Annotated in this window: 24 protein-coding genes; 14 read left to right on the top strand and 10 right to left on the bottom strand. The window is 69.1% G+C overall.

Annotation, left to right across the window (positions count from 1 at the left end):
• The first annotated feature begins 97 nt into the window (after positions 1–97).
• From AAC979_RS02545 to AAC979_RS02530, 4 genes are all read left to right on the top strand, one after another.
• Positions 98–2,326, top strand: a complete 2,229-nt coding sequence (locus AAC979_RS02545; protein WP_371345253.1) for a transglycosylase domain-containing protein — start codon at positions 98–100, stop codon at positions 2,324–2,326.
• Positions 2,327–2,397: 71 nt separating this feature from the next.
• Positions 2,398–2,988, top strand: a complete 591-nt coding sequence (locus AAC979_RS02540; RefSeq protein WP_371345252.1) for a DUF1214 domain-containing protein — start codon at positions 2,398–2,400, stop codon at positions 2,986–2,988.
• A gap of 10 nt (positions 2,989–2,998) precedes the next feature.
• Positions 2,999–3,544 (top strand): DUF1254 domain-containing protein, encoded by a 546-nt coding sequence (locus AAC979_RS02535; protein WP_371345251.1) that lies wholly within the window; start codon positions 2,999–3,001, stop codon positions 3,542–3,544.
• A gap of 401 nt (positions 3,545–3,945) precedes the next feature.
• Positions 3,946–4,956, top strand: a complete 1,011-nt coding sequence (locus AAC979_RS02530; protein ID WP_371345250.1) for a DUF2336 domain-containing protein — start codon at positions 3,946–3,948, stop codon at positions 4,954–4,956.
• Positions 4,957–4,965: 9 nt separating this feature from the next.
• On the opposite strand, the gene AAC979_RS02525 is transcribed toward AAC979_RS02530, so the two are convergent.
• Together AAC979_RS02525 and AAC979_RS02520 are read right to left on the bottom strand one after the other, a co-directional pair.
• Entirely contained in the window at positions 4,966–5,316 is a 351-nt protein-coding gene (locus AAC979_RS02525; protein ID WP_371345249.1) for a DUF1491 family protein, read from the bottom strand.
• Positions 5,317–5,322: 6 nt separating this feature from the next.
• On the bottom strand, positions 5,323–6,003 hold the full coding sequence (locus AAC979_RS02520; protein WP_371345248.1) for a peptidoglycan-binding domain-containing protein: 681 nt from the start codon (positions 6,001–6,003) through the stop codon (positions 5,323–5,325).
• 204 nt (positions 6,004–6,207) lie between these two features.
• Here AAC979_RS02520 and AAC979_RS02515 point away from each other — a divergent pair, with 204 nt between their 5' ends.
• Positions 6,208–6,747 carry a DUF5330 domain-containing protein gene (locus tag AAC979_RS02515; protein WP_371345247.1) on the top strand — a complete coding sequence of 180 codons (540 nt, stop codon included), beginning with the start codon at positions 6,208–6,210 and terminating at the stop codon, positions 6,745–6,747.
• Between the two features lie 71 nt (positions 6,748–6,818).
• A complete protein-coding gene (locus AAC979_RS02510; protein WP_371345246.1) occupies positions 6,819–7,256 on the top strand; it encodes a SufE family protein in 438 nt (145 codons plus the stop codon).
• Here the strand turns inward: AAC979_RS02510 and AAC979_RS02505 are convergent.
• Together AAC979_RS02505 and AAC979_RS02500 are read right to left on the bottom strand one after the other, a co-directional pair.
• Positions 7,253–7,795, bottom strand: coding sequence for a DUF6456 domain-containing protein (locus AAC979_RS02505; RefSeq protein WP_371345245.1), 543 nt, complete (start codon positions 7,793–7,795; stop codon positions 7,253–7,255). The genes AAC979_RS02510 and AAC979_RS02505 overlap by 4 nt on opposite strands.
• Positions 7,788–8,165: a helix-turn-helix domain-containing protein gene (locus tag AAC979_RS02500; RefSeq protein ID WP_371345244.1), complete on the bottom strand. Its 378-nt coding sequence runs from the start codon at positions 8,163–8,165 to the stop codon at positions 7,788–7,790. Before AAC979_RS02500 ends, AAC979_RS02505 begins: the two co-directional genes overlap by 8 nt.
• Before the next feature lie 214 nt (positions 8,166–8,379).
• Here AAC979_RS02500 and AAC979_RS02495 point away from each other — a divergent pair, with 214 nt between their 5' ends.
• Positions 8,380–8,694, top strand: coding sequence for a hypothetical protein (locus AAC979_RS02495; RefSeq protein WP_371345243.1), 315 nt, complete (start codon positions 8,380–8,382; stop codon positions 8,692–8,694).
• A 42-nt stretch (positions 8,695–8,736) separates the two neighbouring features.
• On the opposite strand, the gene AAC979_RS02490 is transcribed toward AAC979_RS02495, so the two are convergent.
• A complete protein-coding gene (locus AAC979_RS02490; protein ID WP_371345242.1) occupies positions 8,737–9,159 on the bottom strand; it encodes a MucR family transcriptional regulator in 423 nt (140 codons plus the stop codon).
• Between the two features lie 386 nt (positions 9,160–9,545).
• Here AAC979_RS02490 and msrB point away from each other — a divergent pair, with 386 nt between their 5' ends.
• Positions 9,546–9,980: a peptide-methionine (R)-S-oxide reductase MsrB gene (gene msrB / locus AAC979_RS02485; protein ID WP_371345241.1), complete on the top strand. Its 435-nt coding sequence runs from the start codon at positions 9,546–9,548 to the stop codon at positions 9,978–9,980.
• The gene (locus AAC979_RS02480) at positions 9,977–12,079 is read left to right on the top strand and encodes a S9 family peptidase (RefSeq protein WP_371345240.1); all 2,103 of its coding nucleotides are present in this window, start codon (positions 9,977–9,979) and stop codon (positions 12,077–12,079) included. The genes msrB and AAC979_RS02480 overlap by 4 nt, the downstream gene beginning before the upstream one ends.
• A gap of 66 nt (positions 12,080–12,145) precedes the next feature.
• Here the strand turns inward: AAC979_RS02480 and AAC979_RS02475 are convergent, their stop codons facing one another.
• A complete protein-coding gene (locus tag AAC979_RS02475; protein ID WP_371345239.1) occupies positions 12,146–13,309 on the bottom strand; it encodes a hypothetical protein in 1,164 nt (387 codons plus the stop codon).
• A 272-nt stretch (positions 13,310–13,581) separates the two neighbouring features.
• Here AAC979_RS02475 and AAC979_RS02470 point away from each other — a divergent pair, with 272 nt between their 5' ends.
• On the top strand, positions 13,582–14,178 hold the full coding sequence (locus tag AAC979_RS02470) for a superoxide dismutase (RefSeq protein WP_371345238.1): 597 nt from the start codon (positions 13,582–13,584) through the stop codon (positions 14,176–14,178).
• Positions 14,179–14,241: 63 nt separating this feature from the next.
• Here AAC979_RS02470 and AAC979_RS02465 read toward each other — a convergent pair whose 3' ends face one another.
• Together AAC979_RS02465 and AAC979_RS02460 are read right to left on the bottom strand one after the other, a co-directional pair.
• A complete protein-coding gene (locus AAC979_RS02465) occupies positions 14,242–14,616 on the bottom strand; it encodes a hypothetical protein (RefSeq protein WP_371345237.1) in 375 nt (124 codons plus the stop codon).
• Between the two features lie 78 nt (positions 14,617–14,694).
• Positions 14,695–15,684 (bottom strand): zinc transporter ZntB, encoded by a 990-nt coding sequence (locus AAC979_RS02460; RefSeq protein ID WP_371345236.1) that lies wholly within the window; start codon positions 15,682–15,684, stop codon positions 14,695–14,697.
• A 166-nt stretch (positions 15,685–15,850) separates the two neighbouring features.
• On the opposite strand from AAC979_RS02460, the gene AAC979_RS02455 reads away from it, so the two are divergent.
• Positions 15,851–16,225 (top strand): hypothetical protein, encoded by a 375-nt coding sequence (locus AAC979_RS02455; protein ID WP_371345235.1) that lies wholly within the window; start codon positions 15,851–15,853, stop codon positions 16,223–16,225.
• 76 nt (positions 16,226–16,301) lie between these two features.
• On the opposite strand, the gene folK is transcribed toward AAC979_RS02455, so the two are convergent.
• A complete protein-coding gene (gene folK, locus AAC979_RS02450) occupies positions 16,302–16,865 on the bottom strand; it encodes a 2-amino-4-hydroxy-6-hydroxymethyldihydropteridine diphosphokinase (protein WP_371345234.1) in 564 nt (187 codons plus the stop codon).
• The gene (folP, locus tag AAC979_RS02445) at positions 16,855–17,697 is read right to left on the bottom strand and encodes a dihydropteroate synthase (RefSeq protein WP_371345233.1); all 843 of its coding nucleotides are present in this window, start codon (positions 17,695–17,697) and stop codon (positions 16,855–16,857) included. The genes folK and folP overlap by 11 nt, the downstream gene beginning before the upstream one ends.
• A gap of 194 nt (positions 17,698–17,891) precedes the next feature.
• Between folP and AAC979_RS02440 the strand changes: the two genes are divergently transcribed.
• The 3 genes from AAC979_RS02440 (at position 17,892) to AAC979_RS02430 (ending at position 21,808) form a co-directional block, all read left to right on the top strand.
• Positions 17,892–19,409 carry a helicase HerA-like domain-containing protein gene (locus tag AAC979_RS02440; protein ID WP_371345232.1) on the top strand — a complete coding sequence of 506 codons (1,518 nt, stop codon included), beginning with the start codon at positions 17,892–17,894 and terminating at the stop codon, positions 19,407–19,409.
• A gap of 135 nt (positions 19,410–19,544) precedes the next feature.
• Positions 19,545–20,942, top strand: coding sequence for a dipeptidase (locus tag AAC979_RS02435; RefSeq protein ID WP_371345231.1), 1,398 nt, complete (start codon positions 19,545–19,547; stop codon positions 20,940–20,942).
• A gap of 5 nt (positions 20,943–20,947) precedes the next feature.
• Positions 20,948–21,808 carry a branched-chain amino acid aminotransferase gene (locus AAC979_RS02430; protein WP_371345230.1) on the top strand — a complete coding sequence of 287 codons (861 nt, stop codon included), beginning with the start codon at positions 20,948–20,950 and terminating at the stop codon, positions 21,806–21,808.

Below are 21,808 nucleotides of genomic sequence, written 5' to 3'. Positions count from 1 at the left end.
CGCCGCGCCGTGGCGAGCCTTGATGCTGCCCTCGTCGCGCGGCAAGGGCTCGGCTATAACAGCAGGCGGGGCGCGCTGGCGCCGCTGGAGCATGGGTTTGAACGACACACCGTCCAATGATCCCCCGCCGCCGACGGCACGGGAACCCGCTTCCGGCCGGCGGCCGCCATCGGCATTTGGCCGGCGGCTGCGCCATGTGCTGTTGGCCGTCGATTCGTGGATCGATTCGACGATCTATTCCGGCGGCGTGAATCTGCGCTCTGGCTGGGACAGCTTCGTCGCCTTCACCGAACGCTTCAATGTGCAGGGCCCCGCCCGCCTCGCCATTTCGCTCGGCTCGGAGGCGATGACCTGGGGCGCGGTCGGCGCGGTGCTGATGCTGGCGCTCGCCGTCCCGGCCTTCCAGGAAACCTCGGACGACTGGCTCAAGCGCGCCGAGCTGTCCGTCACCTTCCTCGACCGCTACGGCAACACGATCGGCGAGCGCGGCATCCGCCACAACGACACGGTGCCCCTGGAAGAATTCCCGGACCACCTCATCAAGGCCGTGCTCGCCACCGAGGACCGGCGCTTCTACGAGCATTTCGGCATCGACATTCCCGGCACCTTCCGCGCCGTGCTCTCCAATGCGCGCGCCGGCGGCGTGGTGCAGGGCGGCTCCTCGCTCACACAGCAGCTGGCCAAGAACCTGTTCCTGTCGAATGAGCGCACGCTGGAGCGCAAGATCAAGGAAGCCTTCCTGGCGTTGTGGCTGGAATTCCACCTCACCAAGAACCAGATCCTCAAGCTCTATCTCGACCGCGCCTATATGGGCGGCGGCGCCTTCGGCGTGGACGCGGCGGCGCAGTATTATTTCGGCAAATCGGCGCGCGACGTGAACCTCGCCGAGGCCGCGATGCTGGCCGGCCTGTTCAAGGCGCCGTCGAAATTCGCCCCCCACATCAATCTGCCGGCGGCGCGCGGGCGCGCCAGCGTGGTGCTCGACAATCTCGTCGATGCCGGCTTCATGACAGAAGGCCAGGTGTTCGGCGCCCGCCGCAACCCGGCGACGCCGGTCGACCGCAAGCAGGACGACCTGCCCGAATATTATCTCGACTACGCCTTCGACCAGGTGAAGCAGATCGTCGAGACGTTGCCCAAGACCTATGCCGAACGCTCCTTCATCGTGCGCACCGCGCTCGATCCCAACATCCAGAAGGCCGCCGACACCGCCATCCGCGACAGCCTGCGCCAGTTCGGTAAGGACTATGGCGCCAAGCAGTCGGCCATGGTGGTGATGGAGCCGAACGGCGCGGTGCGCGCCATGGTCGGCGGGCGCGACTATGGCGAGAGCCAGTTCAACCGCGCCACCGACGCGCTGCGCCAGCCCGGCTCGTCGTTCAAGCCCTTCGTCTATACGGCGGCGCTGATGACGGGGAAGTACAAGCCCAGCACCATCGTCGTCGACGGGCCGATCTGCATCGGCAACTGGTGCCCGCAGAATTACGGCCGCTCCTATGCCGGCTCCATCACCCTCATCAATGCCCTCACCCGCTCGCTGAACACGGTGGCGGTGAAGCTCGCCGAGAATATCGGCCGCGGGCGCATCGTCGATCTCGCCCATTCCATGGGGCTCAAGACCGAGCTCAAGATCACCCGCGCCCTCCCCCTCGGCGCCGCCGAGGTGACGGTGGTGGACATGGCCACCGCCTATTCCGTCTTCGCCAATGGCGGCTATTCCGTCGACGCGCACGCCGTGGTCGAGATGCGCACGCCCAATGGCGACCCGGTTTGGAGCTTCGCCGAGAACGGGCCGACGCCGAAGGAGATCATCCCGCCGGACATCATCGCCATGATCAACCCGATGCTGAACAGCGTGGTGGAAAACGGCACCGGCCGGCGCGCCATGATCCCCGGCACCAAGGTCTCGGGCAAGACCGGCACGACAAACGCTTATCGCGACGCCTGGTTCGTCGGCTTCACCGGCAATTATGTCGGCGCCATCTGGTTCGGCAATGACGACTACCAGTCCACCCGCAAGATGACCGGCGGCTCGCTGCCGGCGATGACCTGGCAGAAGGTGATGGCCTTCGCCCATCAGGGCATCGAGCTGAAGCCGACCCCCGGCCTCGGCAACCAGCCGGCGCCCGCGCTGGACGGCGCGGCGGCGCAGGCCTCGGCGCTCCAGATCGACGGCGTCCAGCGGCCCGTCACCCTCTCGCCGGCCTCGGCCGCGCGACTGATGGAACTGTCCGAGCGCCTCGGCGCGGCCGCCGCTGCGCCGCCGCGCCGGCCCACCGCGGGCATCGCCCCCGCTACCGGCGCCAGCCTCGTGGGAAACAACTGATCCGCCGCGATTGACCTTCCTCCCGCAAGCGCCCATCCATGGGCGCCCGCTCCACCGGAGAGCTTCCGCCCGTGCGCTCCCTGCTGTTCCTCCTGATCCTGGCCATCGGCACCGTCGTCGGGCTCGGCCTGACCTGGATCACCACGGTCAATGGCTACGGGCCGGGACTGGTGCGTTCGGGCCCCTGGGAGACCTGGCCGCGCGCCGGCACGGAAACGGCCGACCCCTATGCCCGCGCCGCGCTCGCCCGCGCCGGCGAGTTGCCGCTGGAACTGGCGGACGGCATCGCCTTCGTCGCCTCCACCGATTCGACCGGCCGGCCGCTCGACGGGCGCTGCGACATCCGCGTCGCCGGCAGCCTGCCGCAGGCGCGCTTCTGGACCCTCACCCTCACCGATGCGCAGGGCCGGCTGATCGACAATGCCGCCCGGCGCACCGGCTTCACCAGCGCCGAGGTGGTGTGGAACCGCGACGGCACGCTGGACGTGGCGCTCGGGCCGCGCGCCCAGGCCGGCAACTGGCTGCCGACCGGCGCGCGCGACCGGCTCATCCTCACCTTCCGCCTCTACGACACCTCCGTCGGCCTCGCCAACCGCACCAGCGACGCGCCGGAGATGCCGCGCATCACCACCGAGCGCTGCCCCTGGGAGCGCAGCTCATGAGCCTGCGCCGATGAGCCGTTTCATCCTCGCCGCCCTGGCCGGCCTTGTGCTGGGCCTTATCGTGCATCTCGCTGCGGTGCTGATGCTGCCCTATCTCGCCGAACGCGACGCTTATGCGCGCCTCGCGGCCGCAGCCGGCCCCAATGAGGTCGAGCCGATCGACGACCCGTCCGAGCTCGGCGCCGTGCTACCGGCGAGCGATCCCGCCTTCATCTCGGCGGTTTGCCTTTATGATCTCGCCGCCGGTCCACTCAAGGTGCGGGTGCCGACGACCGAGGATTACACCTCGGTATCCTTCTACACCCGCTACGGCCTGCCCTTTTACGCGATCAATGACCGCTCGGCGGGGCGCTCCATCATCGAGCTCGACCTGATGAACGCCAAGCAGCGCGCGGCGCTGCCGGAGGATGACGAGGTGACGGCCGCCGACCGGCTGATCGTGGAATCGCCGAGCGACGAGGGTATCGTGCTCATCCGCGCCCTCGTGCGCGAACGCAGCGCGCGCGACGAGGTTCGCGCGCGCATGCAGCTTGCGAATTGCGGACCCGCCGCCTGACGCCGGGTCCCCTAGCGTGGATCGCGCGTTGCGCCGGCCACCGTCACCGACGGTGGCGGCGCGGGGCGCACATACTGCACCACCGGAAGAATGATCACCTCGGCCGGGCTGTCGGGCATGACGCGCCCCCCGGCCGGCTGTGCGTGCGCCCTGCATGTCGGAAACGGCACTAAGGCACCCATCGCGCCCTCCCCTGTCCCGCCAAACGGCATAGGCTCAGTACGGAACAACCATGGTTAACGGCTTTCTAACATTCGGGAGCTAGTTTGGTTGCGCACCCCCGATCGGCGGTGCGACGTGCCAAATGCGAGCTGTCCGCCTCCATGCCCTCCCTGTCCGGTTCCGGCCCCATCCTCCCGCATGATCCGGCGCGCCGTCCCCTCCAGGACACCCGGCCGGCGATGCTGCGGCTTCTGATGCGCGAATTCCTGCGCCAGCCGCTTCTGAACGAGGCGGCGGAAACCCGGTTCACCACCCTCGCCATCCGCCTGATCGAGAGTGTCGACCTCGCGCTCGCCGCCCGCCATGTGCGCGAAATCGCGGCGCATCCGGGGCTACCGCGCGCGCTCGCCCGCCATCTCGCCGCCGGCCCGCTCTCGCTCGCAGGGCCGATCCTGCGCCTGTCGCCGGCGCTGGACGACAAGGACCTCACGGAACTCGCCGAGCAGCTCGGCCCCGCCCATCTCGCCGCCATGGCGGCCCGGCGCGAGGTGACGCCGGCGCTGGCCAAGCGACTCGCCGAACTCATCCATCGCCGCAGCGCTGGCCCCACCCCGGCGTCTGCCGAGGACGGGCCGGACGCTGACGCAGCAACAATCGGCCCCGCGCCCGCCGCCATCTCGGGCAAACCCGCCGAGCCCGCCGAGCCCGCCCCGCCGGCGGTGCCGGACTTCTTCCGCGCCGGCCCGGAGGAGCGTGCCGCCCTCATCGCCCGCCTCGTCACCCTGCCGCCGCTGCCGCTGGCCGAACGCCCGGCGGCGGCGCCGGCCGCCTTCATCGACGCGCTGCTCGACGCCGCCAAGGCCAAGGACAGCGCCGCCCTCGCCGCGCTGATGGAGCGCGCGCTCGCCGTGACGCCGGCGAACGCCGCTCGGATCGTTGCGGAGGAAACCGGCCAGGCGCTCGCCGTGGTCGCCCGCGCCCTCGGCCTGTCTTTCGCCATCCTCTCGCGCGTACTGTTCCGGCTGCACCCGGTGGCCGGACGTTCGGCCGGGGAGATGGCGCGGCTGGCGGAAATGTTCGACGAGCTGCCCCTCGCCAGCGCCCAGCATCTGGTCGCCTCCTGGCGCGCCGAGCGCCGGGTGGCGCGCGAGCGGGCGGAAGACGCGCCCTCGATGCGCAGCTTCAACCAGCCCCATGCCGCCCCGGCGACGAGCCCCTCCGTCACGGAGAACCGCCAGCGCAGCAGCTAGCGACGGCGGCTAATCCGAGGCGAGATCGAGAAAGCAACGGCCGGCGCGGTCTTCGATTTCCACCAGCCAGAGATCGGAATCATAGCGCGCCTCGCGCGCCATCCGCGCCTCCGCCTCGCTCTCGGGACTGCCGGGCGGCACCAGAAGGGTGAAGCGCCGCACCCCGTCGTCTTCAGCCGCCGCCGCGTCCAGCGAGGGCAGCGCCGGGCCGTACAGCGCGGCCCGGCCATCCTGCGTCGCCACGATCACGAACACCGCGCCCGCCTCTTCCGCCCCGCGCCGGCGCACGGCGGCGAAGGCGCCGGCGCCATTGGCGCGGCGCAGCAGGGCGGATACGAAGATCGCGCTTTTCAGCCGCATGCGGGGCTACCGGATGGTGAAGCCGGAAACGGCGGTGAGTTCGCGGATGACGCGGTCGGACATCTGCCCCGTCACCGGCAGGCGGCGGTCACGCTCGAAGCGCTGGATCGCCTCTTCCGTGGCGGCGCCGAAAATGCCGTCAATGCGGATCGGGCCGTAGCCGAGCCGCGCCAGCGCCTTCTGGATGTCCATCACGCGCGGCGACACCGGCACATCGCCGGGCGGCAGCAATTCACCCGCCGGCGCGGCGGCTTTCGGCGCCAACGGTGCAGCGACGCTGGCCGGGGGAGCGGCGGCGGCCGCGCGCGGCGCGTTGGGCTTGGAGGGCGGTACGGGCGCCGGCACCGGGGCCGTGTCCAGCGGCAGCGCAGCGGCGGGCGCCGCTGCAGGGGCGGCGGCGGGCGCGGGCGGGATCACCGGCGGCATGCTCTGGGTGGCGCGCGGCGTTTCCACCTGGCGAATATCGGGTGCGGCGAGGCCCGGCGTGCCGCCGCGTGTCAGCGGACCGGGACGGCCCTGCTGCAGCGCCAGCGCGTTGAACAGCACGGCGGCGCTGGCGCCGGCGGCGAGGACGAGCATGAACAGGTCCGAGCGCCGCCGCCCCTGGCGGTAGGGGCGCCCCGCGACGCGCTCGCCATCGAGGTCGATGTCGTCCACCAGAAGATCGCTGGCATAGGAACGGGGCATGGAACCGTGTTCTGGAATTCCGAATCGAAGGGCACGCGGCGCTGTCGGCAGACAGTGCCATGCGGGGGTTTAAGCGAACCCTAAAAGCCCACCGCGTGCTTAACATCGGCTTTCCGATATCGGGCGATTTTGCGGTTTTTCGACACAGCTTGGGCAACCCGCAGGCGTTATCCTGCGCGCTTGAGGACTACCGCGAGACGACCCATGTTCTTTCTGCTGCGCGTCGCCTTCTGGCTCACTGTCGTTTTTCTGCTGCTGCCGACCGTAATCGGCGGCCCGGCTTCCAACAGCCCCTCGGAGGTGCCGGCGGCGGTCGGCGCCACCGGAGGCAGCGAGCCGAAGGTGAGCGCCTTCGACGCGCTCTCGGCCGCCAGCGCGGCGGCGGCGGATGCCGGCGGCTTCTGTGCCCGTCAGCCTCAGGCCTGCGCCATCGGCGCCAGCCTGATCGAACTGATCGGTCAGCGGGCGGAAGCCGGGGCGCGCTTCGCGCTCGGTTATCTCTCCGATCAGATCGTCGAGGAAAAGCGCAAGGCGGCAGCCCGCGCCACCGGCACGCGCTCCGGCGACACGCTGACCACCCATGATCTCAGCCCCGCCTGGCAGGGCCCGCGCCTGGCCCCGGGCGAAACGGCCGAGCGCACCGGCGCGGCGGGAGCGGCACCGACAGCCTCGCCGCCGACCGCTGTTCCGGCATCGCCCGCCACGCCCGGCGGCGTGCCGCTGCCGCCCAAGCGCCCGGCCTGAGAGTATCTCCGCGCCGGCGCCATTGCGTTCCCTGCCGGCGCGCCCCTATATGCGGGCGCACGAGGCACTGAATGACATCCAGAATCGACAGCATCGTCGAGGATTTCGAACTTCTCGACAATTGGGACGACCGCTATCGCTACCTCATCGAACTGGGGCGCGCCCTGCCACCCTTCCCGGAGGAGCGGCGCAGCGAGCAGTCGAAGGTGCAGGGCTGCGCCAGCCAGGTCTGGCTGGTGAGCGATGTCACCGGCGACGCCCATGACCCGCGCCTGGTGCTGCAGGGCGATTCCGACGCTCATATCGTGCGCGGCCTCGTCGCCCTGCTGCTGGCTTTCTATTCCGACCGTCCGGCCCACGAGATCGTCGCCGCAGACCCCGCCAATGTGTTCGCGCGCATCGGCCTCAAGGACCACCTGAGCCCGCAGCGTTCCAATGGCGTACGCTCCATGGTCGAGCGCATCCGCGCCGATGCGCGGGCGGCGCTGCAGGGGACGCAGCAGCCCTAATCGGCGCCGGCGCTGTCCGGCGCCCTCCATGCGCGGAGACGGGCGCGGCTCGGGCCCTGCGCGGCCGCACTCAGCCCGTAATGGCGCGCGAGCCGGTCGAGCCCCAGCGCCAGCACCACCTTGGCGGTCCGCGCGGGCCAGCCGCGCTCCTGCTCCACCTGTTCGAGCCCTTTGAGGAAGCCGCACACATCCAGCAGCAGGCCGGCGAATTCCGGCCCCACCGCGTCCATCGCCCGCGCCAGCCGCTGGCGGGCGGCGAGCATCGCTTCCGAGGCGTTGAGCCCGGCGCCGGCGCCGGCCCGGTCGGTCCGTGTCGCCGCCTCCCAATTGGCGGTGACGCGCGGCGCCATGCCGGCGCGGGTGAAATCGGCCCGCAGCCGTTCCCCCGCCAGAAGCTGCAGCGGCGCGATGAAGCATCGGCCATCACGTCCGCGCCGGCGCGCCAACCAGCCGAGCGGGCTTTCCTCGAGATCGACGGCGACCATCCGACGCTCGCCCTCGATCTCCACCTCCACATGGTCGATACGGCGCTCAGCCATGGGCGCCTCCTCCCTGCGGAGCGGCGCCGGGTGCCGCAGGCAGCAGCCGCCGCGCGTCGTCTTCCAGCGCGGCGACCCAGCGGTCCCAGCCGGCACTCTCGCGCCGCTCCTCGATCCGGCGGCAGGCATGGGCGACGGTGGAGCGGTGGCGGCCGAAGCCGGCGGCGACCCGGCTCATCGGCAGGCCGAGCCCGACATGGGCGAGATACATGGCCAGCGCACGGGCGGAGGCGGAGCGCCGGTCGAGGCGGCGCGGATGCAGCAGGTGCGGCAGCGGGATGGCGGTGGCATCCGCCGCCAGCCGGGCAACGAGCAGACACGGCTCGGCCGCCGGCCGCACCGCGCGGGAAAGGGAGGAAGGGTCAGCCATGGGATTCTCCGATCAAGGAATTAAAGCCTAATCTCGGAACGAATGATTGACAAGAACAAAACACGAACGTCGCGAATGAAAAACGGACGTAACAGTCGGACCGGTTCGAGTCCCGGCCACTGTCGCGCCGTTCCTGAACTAGGAATTTTATCCGCACCGCGCTTCCGACCCGCGATACTCGCCCCTTCCTGCGAGCTTCCGGATGAACCGCGCCATGAAAGACCCTGCCCCGCCCGGCCCCTTGTCGACGCACCGCCCCGCCCGCCGCATCCGCGCCGCCCGCAGTGAGGAGCGCGAGGAGATCATCGCCCGGCGCACGGCAGCGCTGCGGCCGTTTCTCGGTCCGGCGGCGGACGAGGCCGGCGCCACGCTGCACCGCCTGCTACGGGCGGAGCGGAGGGCCGCACGCTCTGGCATGGGCTATGACCCGGCGCGCCACGCCGCGCTGGCGCGGCTTCTCGCCGAGGCCGAGGCGGTGTCGCGTGCCGGAGCGGCGGCCGGCAACGAAAAAGGCCGCCACCGGGGGTGACGGCCTTTCCATCGTTTCGAGTTGCCGCCGGGCGGCGGCGGCTCAGCCGGCGGCGCTGCGCCGGCGCTGCTGGCCGAGGCCCATCTCCTTCGCCAGCGCCGAGCGGGCGGCGGCATAGTTGGGCGCAACCATGGGATAGTCGGCCGGCAGGCCCCATTTCTCGCGATAGGCCTCGGGCGTGAGGTTGTACTGCGTCCGCAGGTGCCGCTTGAGCGACTTGAACTTCTTGCCGTCTTCCAGACACACGATGTAATCGGGCATCACCGACTTTTTCGGCGGCACCGCAGGCTTGAGCGGTTCGACCACCACCTCGGCCTCGCCCTTGTCGACACGCTGCAGCGCGCCGTGCACTTCCGCAAGGAGGGTGACGAGTTCACTGGCCGAAACGGCATTATTGCTCACATAAGCCGAGACGATATCGGCGGCGAGTTCGATATAGCTGTCGGCGTCGTTGATATCGCTCATGACACATTCTTCAATTCAAGTTACGGAATTCTCGTGCGTTTCCCGGATGGGCCCGCCGGCCCTTCACTGTACGTCAAAATACGTGACCACCTCACGTATTCGCGCGAGCGGCAACGCTACAGCTACAGATAGACTTGAAACGGTGGGATAACAAGGTCTTTCAAGCGTCTCCCGCCGCAAAGAGCTGTGCAACAGGCGGCACCGACGAGACTGTTCCCCCGCCGCCAAAGCTGAGCGGAAACGAAAGCCTGCGGCGAAGCGCCGCCGCCGCCGGCGATCCCGAGGGCAAAACTTCGTGAAGAATGAGAACACTTCGTGACGGATGAGAACACTTGCCGCTGTCGACCTGGGCCATTATCTCTTCGGAAAACCTCAAGGATTTTGCCATGGACCAGATCTCCCGCCGTCCCCGTGTGGTGAAGTCGGACGCGGAGTGGCGCGCCCAGCTCACCCCCGAGCAGTACCGCGTCACCCGTGGCCACGGCACGGAATGCGCCTTCAGCGGTCCCCACCTGTCGCAGAAGGAGCCCGGCCTCTACCGCTGCGTGTGCTGCGAGGCGCCGCTGTTCCGTTCCAACGCCAAGTTCGAATCGGGCACGGGCTGGCCGAGCTTCTTCCAGCCGGTCGATGCCGGGGCGGTCGCCGACTATCACGACCATTCCTACGGCATGCACCGCATCGAGGTGCGCTGCGCCAGTTGTGACGCGCATCTCGGCCATGTCTTCCCCGATGGCCCGCCCCCCACGCGCCAGCGCTTCTGCATCAATGGTGTCGCGCTCTCTTTCGAGGCGGATGACGCAGGCGGAGGAACGCGCGGGTGAGCCAGGACACGACGCCGCGCCCCGCGGCCGACCATCCGCCGCTGGTGCGCCAGTTCCACGGCCAGACGCTGAGCGACCCCTATGCCTGGCTGAGGGCCGACAACTGGCGCGAGGTGATGCGCGACCCGGCGCTTCTCGCCGCCGACATACGCGACTGGCTGGACGCCGAGAACACCGCCGCCGAGGCGTGGCTGGCGCCGCATGCCGAACTGCGCCGCCAACTGGTCAAGGAAATGCGCGGGCGCATCAAGGAGGATGATTCGTCCGTGCCATCGACGGATGGTCCCTTCGCCTATTTCACCCGCTTCCGCGAAGGCGGCCAGCATCCGCTCATCTGCCGCCGCCCGGCCGGCGCCATCGCCGGGGAGGCCGTGCTGCTCGACGGCGACGCGCTGGCGGAAGGCAAGGCCTATTTCCAGTTCGGCGACGCCCGCCAGTCGCCCGACCACCAGCTCTATGCCTGGACCGCCGACGAGGCCGGCTCGGAATATTACACGCTGCGCATCCGCGACATCGAGGCCGGCACCGACCTACCCGATCGCGTCACCGAAACCACGGGCGACGTGCTGTGGAGCGCGGATGGCGCCTATCTCTTCTACATCCGCCGCGACGCCGAGCACCGTCCGAGCTTCGTCTACCGCCACCGGCTCGGCACCGACCCCGCAGAGGACGTGCTGGTCTATGAGGAGCCGGACAAGGGCTTCTTCGTCTCGCTCGGCCACACCCAGTCGCGCCGCTTCGGCCTGATCTCCTGCGGCGACCACGACACCAGCGAGGTCTGGCTGCTCGACCTCGACGCTCCGCTCGACGCTCCCGTTCTGGTGGAGCCGCGCTCACCGGGCCTGCGCTACGGGGTGGAGCACCATCCCGCGCTCCATGGCGTGGAAAGCCTCGTCATCGAGACCAATGCCGACGGGGCCGAGGACTTCAAGATCGTCGTGACCCCGCTCGATGCCCCCCGCCGCGCCAATTGGCGCGATCTGGTGCCGCACAAGCCGGGGCGCCTGCTGCTCTCGGTCTGTGTGCTGCGCGCGCACCTCATCCGGCTGGAGCGCGAGGACGGCTTGCCCCGCCTCGTGGTACGGGCGCTGAGCGATGGCAGCGAGCACGCCATCGCCTTCGCCGAAGAGGCCTATTCGCTCGGCTTCGACCCCGGCTTCGGCTTCGACAAGACGGAAATCCGCTTCACCTATTCCTCCATGACCACGCCCTCCGAGGTGTGGGACTATGACGTGGCGAGCCGCGCCCGCGTGCTGCGCAAGCGTCAGGACGTGCCTTCGGGCCATGACCCCGCGCGCTATGTCACCCGGCGGCTGATGGCGCCCGCGCCCGATGGCGAGCTCATTCCCGTCTCGCTGCTCTATGCCGCCGGCACCCCGCTCGACGGCAGCGCCCCCTGCCTGCTCTATGGCTATGGCGCCTATGGCATCGCCATTCCCGCGGCCTTCTCCACCTCACGCCTGTCGCTCGTGGATCGCGGCTTCGTCTTCGCCATAGCCCATATACGCGGCGGGACGGAGAAGGGCTGGCGCTGGTACCGCGAGGGCAAGCTTGCGAAGAAGACCAACACGTTCAGTGACTTCATCGCCGCCGCCAAACATCTGATCGCCGAGAAGATCGTCGCCCCCGACCGCATCGTCGCCCATGGCGGCTCGGCCGGCGGCATGCTGATGGGGGCGGTGGCGAATGTGCGGCCCGACCTGTTCGCCGGCATCGTCGCGGAAGTGCCCTTCGTCGACGTGCTCAACACCATGCTCGACGACACGCTGCCGCTCACTCCGCCGGAATGGCCGGAATGGGGCAACCCGATCGCCGACGCTGAGGCGTTCGCCACCATCCGCGCCTATTCGCCCTACGACAATGTGACGGCGCAGGACTACCCCGCCATCTTCGCGCTGGCCGGGCTGACCGATCCGCGCGTGACCTATTGGGAACCGGCGAAATGGGTGGCGAAGCTGCGGGCAACCAAGACCGACGAACGCCCGCTGCTGCTGCGCACCAATATGGAAGCCGGCCATGGCGGCGCCGCCGGCCGCTTCGACCGGCTGGAGGAAACGGCGATGATCTACGCTTTCGCCCTCGCCACGGCCGGGCGTTGAGGCGCGCGCCCCGGCAAAGAAAAGGGCGCCCGCGGGCGCCCTTTACGCATCCGGGGGCCGGTCCGTTCAATCGCGGGCCACGCTGCCGGCGACATGGTCGCGCAGAGCCTGCAGCGAGGCGAAGCGCAGCACGCCGTCAGGCAGGTCGGCCTCGATCGAGCCATCCGAATAGAGCGTGTAGCTCATGCCGCCAATCGTGCCGGATTTGAGCACGGTCACGGAAGGCTCGGCGGGCGCGGGTTCCTCTGCCAGCAGATCGGTGTCGCGGAGGAAGCCGGACGGCGCGCTCTCCGGCTCGGGTTCGGGCCTGGCCAGGTACGGTTCGCGCACGAGGGCGGGCGGAAGCTCCTCGACGGCGGCAGCGGGCGCGGGACGCTCCGCGGGATGCGCGGCACCTGTCCCGCGCAGGAAGCCCGGCAATTCGCGACGCGGCGGCTCGGCTGGCTCCGGCTCGGCCCGCTGAGGCTCAGCGTGCGGGGGCTCGGCACGCAGGGGCTCGGCACGCGGGGGCTCGGGGCGCGTCGGTTCGGGACGCACCGGCTCACCGCGCGGCTCGGTGTGGGCAGTATCGACGCGGGGGGCGTCGAAACGCGGCGCCTCGTGACGCGGCGGTTCTTGGCGCGGTGCCTCCGCCGGCGGGGGTTCGGCCCGCGCCGTCTCCAGGCGCCGGCCTTCCGGCCGCGCGGCGCCGGGCAGAGGCGAGCGGAACGGCGGCAAGGGCTCGGCCTCCCGCTCGAAATCGGGCTCGCCATCGCCCGCGAAAGCCGGTTCAGGTGCGATCACCGGCGCCGGCTCGAAGGCCGCCTCGGCCGCGCGCGGCGGCGCGGCGGCGCGCTTGCGGCCGAACCAGGCGGGGGGCTCGCGCGTATCGGCGAGGTCGAGCGGTGCAAGCTCCTGTGGCGCCCGCACCGGGGCCGCCTCCTCATAAGCCGGCGCAGGCGGGACCACCGCCTCGGCCGCGAGCGCCGCCGCCACCTCGACACGCCCGGCGGGATGCTCATCCTCCAGCGGCTCGAAATGCACCGCCCCTTCCAGCTTGTCGGCAATGTCGCTCAAGATCCGCAGAATGAAGCCGAGGGCGACCATCAGAAGACCGCCGACAAAAACCGAGCTGCCGACCATCATCAGGCCCGCGCCGGAAGTCGTCTCCGCGGAACCGAAGCCGATCAGGCCGAAGACAAGACCGAGCACGGCCAGAGCCGCGCCGATTCCGATGACTGCTGCACCCATGAAGAAACTCCGCCGGACCGATTCGCCGTCGGCCCTTCTTGTACGAGACCTTACGTGCAGTACAGCTTTAGCGAAAGCCGGCAGCGCAATTGTTCGCCGCTCGGGCGCGGCGCCGGTGGGGTGGCGAAGAATTCGGCCGCGCGCGACGCTTTTGGTTGTCGCCTGCCGCGCCGCGCCCTATCTAGTCGGTGCCGATCTTTCACGGTGCCTGCGCACCCGCAAGGGGCGCCGAGGCGGCGCGGCCGGATTTCATTTCTGCGGAGACAGATTCCATGTCCTTCACGCTTCCCGAGCTTCCCTACTCCTACGATGCTCTCGCCCCCTACATGTCGCGCGAGACGCTCGAATATCACCACGACAAGCACCACCTCGCCTATGTGAACAACGGCAACAACCTGCTGAAGGGCACCGAGTGGGAAGGCCAGTCGCTGGAAGAGATCGTCAAGGGTTCCTTCGGCAAGAATGCCGGCCTGTTCAACAATGCCGGCCAGCACTTCAACCACCTGCATTTCTGGAACTGGATGAAGCCGAATGGCGGTGGCGCCCTTCCCGGCGAGCTTGAGAAGAAGATCGTCGAGGATCTCGGCTCGGTCGAGAAGATGAAGGAAGACTTCATCCAGGCCGGCGTCACCCAGTTCGGCTCGGGCTGGAACTGGCTCGCGGTCAAGGACGGCAAGATCGTCGTCATGAAGACCGCCAATGGCGAGAGCCCGCTGGTGCACGGCGCCACCCCGATCCTCGGCTGCGACGTGTGGGAGCACTCCTACTACATCGACTACCGCAACCGCCGCCCGGACTATCTCAAGGCGTTCGTCGAGAACCTGGTGAACTGGGACTACGTCGCCGAGCTCTATTCCAAGGCCGTCTGACCGGCCCTCGCGCGCGAAAATCGGGCGCCGTCGCCAGCCGACGGCGCCTTTTTTCATGGGCGGCTATTGGCCGAAGGGGACTTCCGTGCGCGGCCCGGACGGACGGGTCCTGGGCGGCCAGCCCTTGACGCAATAGTCGTTCCAGAAATTGAACTGCCAGGCCGAGCGCCACTGATAGAGCCAGTTCTCGCATTCCGCCTTGCTGCGGAAGCAGCCCTCGACCGTGCGGCCCTCGATGAAATCATAGTTCCACGGCGCCTGCCGCCGGCCGGTGAAATGGCCGTACCAGAGTTGCGCCGGCGGGGTCGCCGCCGCCATCTTGCGGCAGTCGCCGCCCGGGAAGGTCCCGGTGAACTCATAGGCGTCGGCCACACCGCCCGCCGCCCCCAGCATCAGCGCGGCGAGGCCCGCCGCTGCCGCAATCGCTTTCCTGCGCATGGCACATCCCTCCGGGGCCGGCACTGGTCGCGGCCCGCCATTCGTCAATGTATGCGCCTGCCCTGCAACGGGAAGGGTCTACAGCCAGCGGATCATCCGCAGCCACGCCACCAGCCCGACGCCGAGCGCGGCGGCGAGCAGGGTCACGGCCCAGAAGCCGTTGGGGTCCTGTGCGCCGGGAATGCCTTCCACATTCATGCCCATCAGGCCGGTGATCAGCGTCAGCGGCGCGAAGATCACCGTCACCGCCGCCAGCACCAGCATGGAGCGGTTCATCTGCTCGGCGCGCCGTTCCACCATCTGGTCATAGATGACGGCGGCACGGTCGCGCACCGAATCCAGTTCCTCGGCGAAGCGCGTCACCCGGTCCGCCGCCTCGCGCAGACGGTTGCGGTCGCGCGGCGAGAGCCATTCGGCGTCTTCCAGCGAGAAATGGTTCAGCGCCTCCCGCTGCGGGGCGATGTAGCGACGCAGGATGATGGCGACGCGCCGCACCTCCGAGACCTTGGGGCTGAGATTGGACAGGGTGGCGCTCAGCACCTGCTCTTCCAGCTCGTCCGCCTGCTCGGCCAGCGCGGTGATCACCGTGTCCATGCGGTCGACGAGACGCATGGACAGATCGGCGACGAATTCCCCCGGCGTGCGCGGCGCCCGCCCACGCAGGATCGCGTCCTCGAAATCGCCCACCGCCGACAGCACCTTTCGCCGCACCGAGATGATGCGGTGCGGCTCCACCCAGAAGCGGATGGAGTGCATCTCGTCCGGCAGCGAATAGGGCATCAGGTTGATGCCGCGCAGATTGAGGAAGGCACCATTGTCGAACAGGGCGCAGCGCGGGCGCGTCTCCGCCGCCACCAGGGATTCGACGATGGAGGGATCGACGCCGCTATGCAGGTCGAGCCAGGTGTTGCGGCCGTGACGATTTTCGAGGAGTTGCAGATTGATCCACTGGAAGCGCTCGCCCGAGGGCGCGCCTGCGGCGATTTCGTCCCAGTCGATCCGTCGCGCTCCGCCATTGCCGTCGAACGTCCAGGCGGAAACGAGGCCTTCCTTGTCATAGTCGGGCAAAGTGGGCTCCTGCGTTTCCCGAATGAATGGCAGATGAACGCCTGAAGTGGAATGCGTTCAGTTTGATGAACCTTTCGCAACAGCGGGTTCAGATTGGGTTCGGCCGACGCTGGCTAGGGTGTGTGCATCAAGGGCCGATGCGGCCCGGCCATCCGAGGACTACGCCATGACCGGCATCACCAAGACCAGCAAGCTTGTCGCCCTCGCCCTCGCCGGCACCACTCTCCTCGCCGCTGTTCCCGCCGCCGCCGATGGCTGGCGCGGCCCCGGCTGGGGCGGGCCGGGCCCCGGCTATGGCTGGGGCCGTCCCGGTCCCGGCTGGCGCGGTCCGGGCTGGCGCGCCCCCGGCTATTATTACGCACCCCGCCGCAACAATAACGGCGCCGCCATCGCCGCCGGCATCATTGGCGGCCTGGCCGTCGGTGCGATCGCCGCCGGCGCCGCGAACAACTATTACCGCCCGAGCTGCTGGATGGAGACCCGCACGCTCTACAATAGCTGGGGCCAGCCCTATTACCGCGATGTCGAGGTGTGCCGCTGAGCGGCCTTCCCTTCCAAGGCGCGACGGACGAGCGGGCGGCGGAGCGATCCGCCGCCCTTCGCGTCTTTCGCGTCGCTCAGGGCGCCTCGCACTCGCTCGCCGGCTGCGGCTCGACCCTGACGATGCCGCTGCGGTCCAGCCCGGCCAGCGCCGCCGACACCGCGACACCGCCGACCTTCAGGTCGGGCGCCAGCTCGCTCAGCGGGATCAGCGCGAAGGCCCGCTCCATCATGCGCGGATGCGGAATTTCGAGATCCGGCTCGGCGATCACCTCCTCGCCATAGAGCAATATGTCGATGTCGATTTTGCGCGGCCCAAAGCGCACCTCGCGCGTGCGGTCACGCCCGAAGGCGTGCTCAACGCCGAGCAGCAGGTTGAGCAGTTCCCGTGCGGCAAGCTCGGTTTCCACCGCCACCACCATGTTGAGATAGGGCCCCTGCGGCACCGGCCCCCAGGGCGGGGTCTCGTAGAGCGAGGAGCGGGCGATGATCTTCAACCCCGCGCGGGCGATCAGCCCCACCGCCTTCGCCATGGTGCCGGCGCGGTCGCCGAGATTGGAGCCGAGACAGAGATAGGCGACCGCCTTCTCCACCTTGCGCGGCCGGCGGACGAAAAAGTCGGGTGTCGGCTTAGGAGGCATGGAGTATCGCCTCCGTCACCCGCGCCGCCTGCACATGGGCGGCGACATCATGCACGCGGATGAGGGCGCAGCCGGCGCGGATGCCCAGCACATTGGAGGCGATGGTGCCCGGCAGGCGCTCGGCCGGCGTCGCCTCGATCACCTTGCCGATCAGCGATTTGCGCGAGGTGCCGAGCAGGAGGGGAAAGCCGAGCCGCGCGAAGGTCTCCAGCGAAGCCAGCGCCTTGAGATTCTGCTCGAACGTCTTGCCGAAGCCGATGCCGGGATCGAGCGCCATCCGCTCGGGCCGGATGCCGGCGCGCGCCGCCCGCTCCAGCGACTGCTCGAAAAAGCCGAGAATGTCGGCGACGATGTCGACTGCGGGATCCACGTTCGCGCGGTTGTGCATCGCCACCACGCCGGCATCATAGGCGGCGGCGACGCGGGCCATGTCGGGATCGCCCATCAGCCCCCATATGTCGTTGAGAATACAGGCCCCGGCCTTCAGCGCCGCCTCTGCGACCGTCGCCTTCTGCGTGTCGATGGACAGCGGCACGTTCAGGCCCGCCAGGGCCTCCACCGCCGGCAGCACCCGGCGCAGCTCTTCCTCCGCCGGCACCGGCGTGTGGCCGGGCCGCGTCGACTCGCCGCCAATGTCGAGAATATCCGCCCCCTCCGCCACCAGCCGGCGGGCATTGGCCACGGCGTCGTCGAGCGCGGCACTGCGCCCGCCATCGGAGAAGGAATCGGGCGTCACGTTGAGAATTCCCATCACCAGCGTGCGGCCGGCATAATCGAGCCGGCGGCCGCGCGCATCGAGACAGCGTTGGGTGGGCGGAGCAAGAGCGGCCATGAGCGTCCACAGTTTGGCGTTTCACGTTCACATCGCGCGACAGGGCGGCGAAGGCAAGCGGCTAAGGCAAGCGGCGAAGGCAACCGCCGATGCTGCCCAGCGACACCCTTACCCTCCCCGGCCTTCGCCACGCTTGCCGAACGGCCCCTGCCTGCGCTCTAAAGGAGCAAGGCGAGCGTGCGCAGGAGACGGCCATGTCCGGTGACACTGACGGCAAGATCTTCGTCGGCCAAAGCACGGGCGACGATGGCGGCAAGGCCGAATATCTCGCGCTGAAGCTCGCCAACCGCCACGGCCTCGCCACCGGCGCCACCGGCACCGGCAAGACGGTGACGCTGCAGACGCTGGCGGAGGGCTTTTCCCGTGCCGGCGTCCCGGTCTTCGCCGCCGACATCAAGGGCGACCTCTCCGGCATCGGCATGCCCGGCGAGGGCCAGGACTGGATCGTCAAGCGTTGCGCCGAGATCGGCATCGACTATGTGCCGGACGAATTTCCGGTGATCTTCTGGGACCTGTTCGGCGAGCAGGGCCACCCGGTCCGCGCCACCGTCTCGGAAATGGGGCCGCTGCTGCTGGCGCGGCTCCTGGACCTCAACGACGTGCAGGAAGGCGTGCTGAACGTCGTGTTCCGCATCGCCGACGAGCAGGGCCTGCTGCTGCTTGACCTCAAGGATCTGCGGGCGATGCTGGCCTTCGTGGCGGAGAACGCGGCCAAGCTCACCACCACCTATGGCAATGTCTCGCCCGCGACCGTCGGCGCCATCCAGCGCGCGCTGCTGGTGCTGGAAAATCAGGGCGCCGACAAATTCTTCGGCGAGCCGGCGCTGAAGATCACCGACCTGATGCGGGTGGAGCCGCGCTCGGGATACGGCACCATCTCGCTACTCGCCGCCGACAAGCTGATGGGATCGCCCCGGCTTTACGCTTCCTTCCTGCTGTGGCTGCTCTCCGAGCTGTTCGAGGAGCTTCCCGAGATCGGCGACCCCGACAAGCCGCGCGTGGTGTTCTTCTTCGACGAGGCACATCTTCTGTTCGACGGGGCGCCGAAGGCACTGCTGCAGAAGGTGGAACAGGTGGTGCGGCTTATCCGCTCCAAGGGGGTGGGCGTGTATTTCGTCACCCAGAACCCGCTCGACATACCCGACAGCGTGCTCGCCCAGCTTGGCAACCGCGTGCAGCACGCGCTGCGCGCCTTCACCCCGCGCGACCAGAAGGCGGTGAAGGCGGCGGCCGACACCTTCCGCCCCAACCCGAAGCTGAACACCGCCGAGGTCATCACCCAGCTCGGCAAGGGCGAGGCGCTGGTCTCGATGCTGGAGGGCAACGGCACCCCATCCATGGTCGCGCGCACGCTTATCGCCCCGCCCGCCGCCCGCGTCGGCCCCATCACCCCGGAACTGCGTCAGGTCGCCCTCGCCCGGAGCCCGGTGCGCCACGCCTATGACGAGACGCTCGACCGCGAATCCGCCTATGAAATACTGGCGAAGCGCGCCGAGCAGGCGACCGCGCCCGGGGGCGCGCCCGCGCCATCGGAAGCCGAGGCGCAAAGCGGCGGCTGGCTGGCGGACACGCTTGGGGGCCTGTTCCGGCGCGGCCCGCGCGGCGGCATGAGCATGGGCGAGCGCATGGTCAACCAGGTGACGCGGCAGGTCACGAATGAGGTGACCAAGGCCATTCTGCGCAACGTGCTCGGCGGTGCCCGCCGGCGGTAGACACCAATGAGACCCTCATGGCCGGGCTTGACCCGGCCACCCAGTCCTTGACAGAGGCGCAAGGTGTCTGGGTCCCCGGGTCAAGCCCGGGGATGAGGCGGAAACGCCTCCTTGAAACGACAAGGACTCCCGGCCATGGCCGCTCTTTCCAGGACAGACCTCGACCGCGTGCTCGCGGCCGTCGACGCCGATCTCGACGCCTCGCTCGCGCGTCTGTTCGACTTCCTGCGCATCCCCTCCATTTCCACCGACCGCGCCTATGCCGCCGATTGCCGCCGCGCCGGCCAGTGGCTGGCGGACGATCTCGCCACGCTCGGCCTCGACGCCAGGCTGAACGACACCGCCGGCCATCCCATCGTCACCGGCACCTCGGCCGGGGGAGCGGAGCGGCGGGTGCTCTTCTACGGCCATTACGACGTGCAGCCGGTCGATCCGCTGGAATTGTGGAACAGCCCGCCTTTCGAGCCGCGCATTGTCGAGACGGCGGAGGGCGTTAAGCAGATCGTCGCCCGCGGCTCTTCGGACGACAAGGGCCAGGTGATGACCTTCGTCGAGGCCTGCCGCGCCTATCAGCGCACCATCGGCCGCCTGCCGGTCGACGTGGCGATCGTCGTCGAGGGCGAGGAGGAGAGCGGATCGGCCAATATCGGCCCGTTCCTGGAGGCGCATAAGGATGAGCTGAAAGCCGATCTCGCCCTCGTCTGCGACACCGGCATGTGGGACGCGCAGACGCCGGCCATCATCCTCTCGCTGCGTGGGCTGATGCATGACGAGTTCGTCGTGCGCGCCGCCGACCGCGACCTGCATTCCGGCTATTATGGCGGCGCCGCCGCCAACCCGCTGCATGTGATCGCCAAGATCATCGGCGGCGTGCATGGCGAGGACGGGCGCATCACCATTCCCGGTTTTTATGACGGCGTGGTCGAGCCCTCCGCGCATATGCGCGAATCCTGGTCCAAGCTCGACCTGACGACGGAGAACTTCCTCGGCCCCATCGGCCTCTCCCATCCCATCGGCGAGAAGGATCGGCTGCTGATCGAGATGGTCTCGACCCGCCCGACCTTCGAGGTCAACGGCCTGTGGGGCGGCTATATCGGCGAGGGTGGCAAGACCGTCATCCCCTCCATCGCCACCGCCAAGATCACCTGCCGGCTGGTGGCGGACCAGGACCCCGTCCATGTGCGCGACTGCGTGCGCGCCTATATCCGCTCCAAGCTGCCGGCGGACTGCACGGTCGAGTTTCTCGGTGGCGAGGGCAACCGGGCGGTGGCCGTCGCCCATGACAACCCGCTGCTCGCCAAGGCCGCGAGCGCGCTCAGCGAGGAATGGGGCGCGCCGGCCGTCACCTATGGCGAGGGCGGCTCCATCCCCGTGGTCGGCCAGTTCAAGAAGGTGTTGGGGCAGGACACGCTGCTGGTCGGCTTCGCGCTGGACGATGACCGCATCCATTCGCCGAACGAGAAATACGACCTCACCTCCTTCCACAAGGGCATTCGTAGCTGGGTCCGCATCCTCGCGGCGCTGGCGGAGTAACGGGCATGGCGCATCACTGGACGCAGACCTGGACCTTCTTCGACGGCGCCTGGCAGGAGGGCAACATCCCGATCCTGGGCGTGCGCAGCCATGCGACCTGGCTCGGCACCTCGGTGTTCGACGGCGCCCGCGCCTTCGAGGGGGTGACGCCGGACCTCGACCTGCACTGCGCGCGGGTCAACCGCTCGGCGCTGGCGATGGGGCTGAAGCCGCTGGTCTCGGTGGAGAAATGGATCGAGCTGGCGCATCAGGGCGTGAAACGCTTCGCGCCCGGGGCCGCGCTCTACATCCGGCCGATGTACTGGGCGGAATATCCCGGCGCACGCACGGTGGACGCCGACCCGGAATCCACCCGCTGGTGCCTCAGCCTCTACGAGGCCGGCATGCCGAGCCCGGACCACGGCACGGCGATCACCCTGTCGCGTTACCGCCGGCCGACCATCGAATGCGCCGTCACCGACGCCAAGGCCGGCTGCCTCTACCCCAACAATGCCCGCGCGCTGGTCGAGGCGCATGCGCGCGGCTTCGACAATGCCGTGCTGTGCGACATGCTGGGCAATGTCGCCGAGCTCGCCACCGCCAATGTGTTTCTCGCCAAGGACGGTGTCGCCTTCACCCCGGCGCCGAACGGCACCTTTCTCGCCGGCATCACCCGCACCCGCACGGCGAATCTGCTGCGGGAGGCCGGCATCGAGGTGGTGGAAGCCGCGCTCACCTGGCGCGACTTTCTGGAGGCGGACGAGATCTTCTCCACCGGCAATTACTCGAAGGTCACGCCGGTGACGCGGATCGAGGATCGCGCTCTCCAGCCCGGCCCGGTCTATCGCCGCGCGCGCGAACTCTATTGGGAGTTCGCCCATTCCTGA

This window comes from Ancylobacter sp. IITR112 (assembly GCF_041415945.1).
GTDB lineage: Bacteria > Pseudomonadota > Alphaproteobacteria > Rhizobiales > Xanthobacteraceae > Ancylobacter.
The sequence above is the reverse complement of the archived record's forward strand: the minus strand, read 5'-3'. Positions and strand labels throughout refer to the sequence as shown.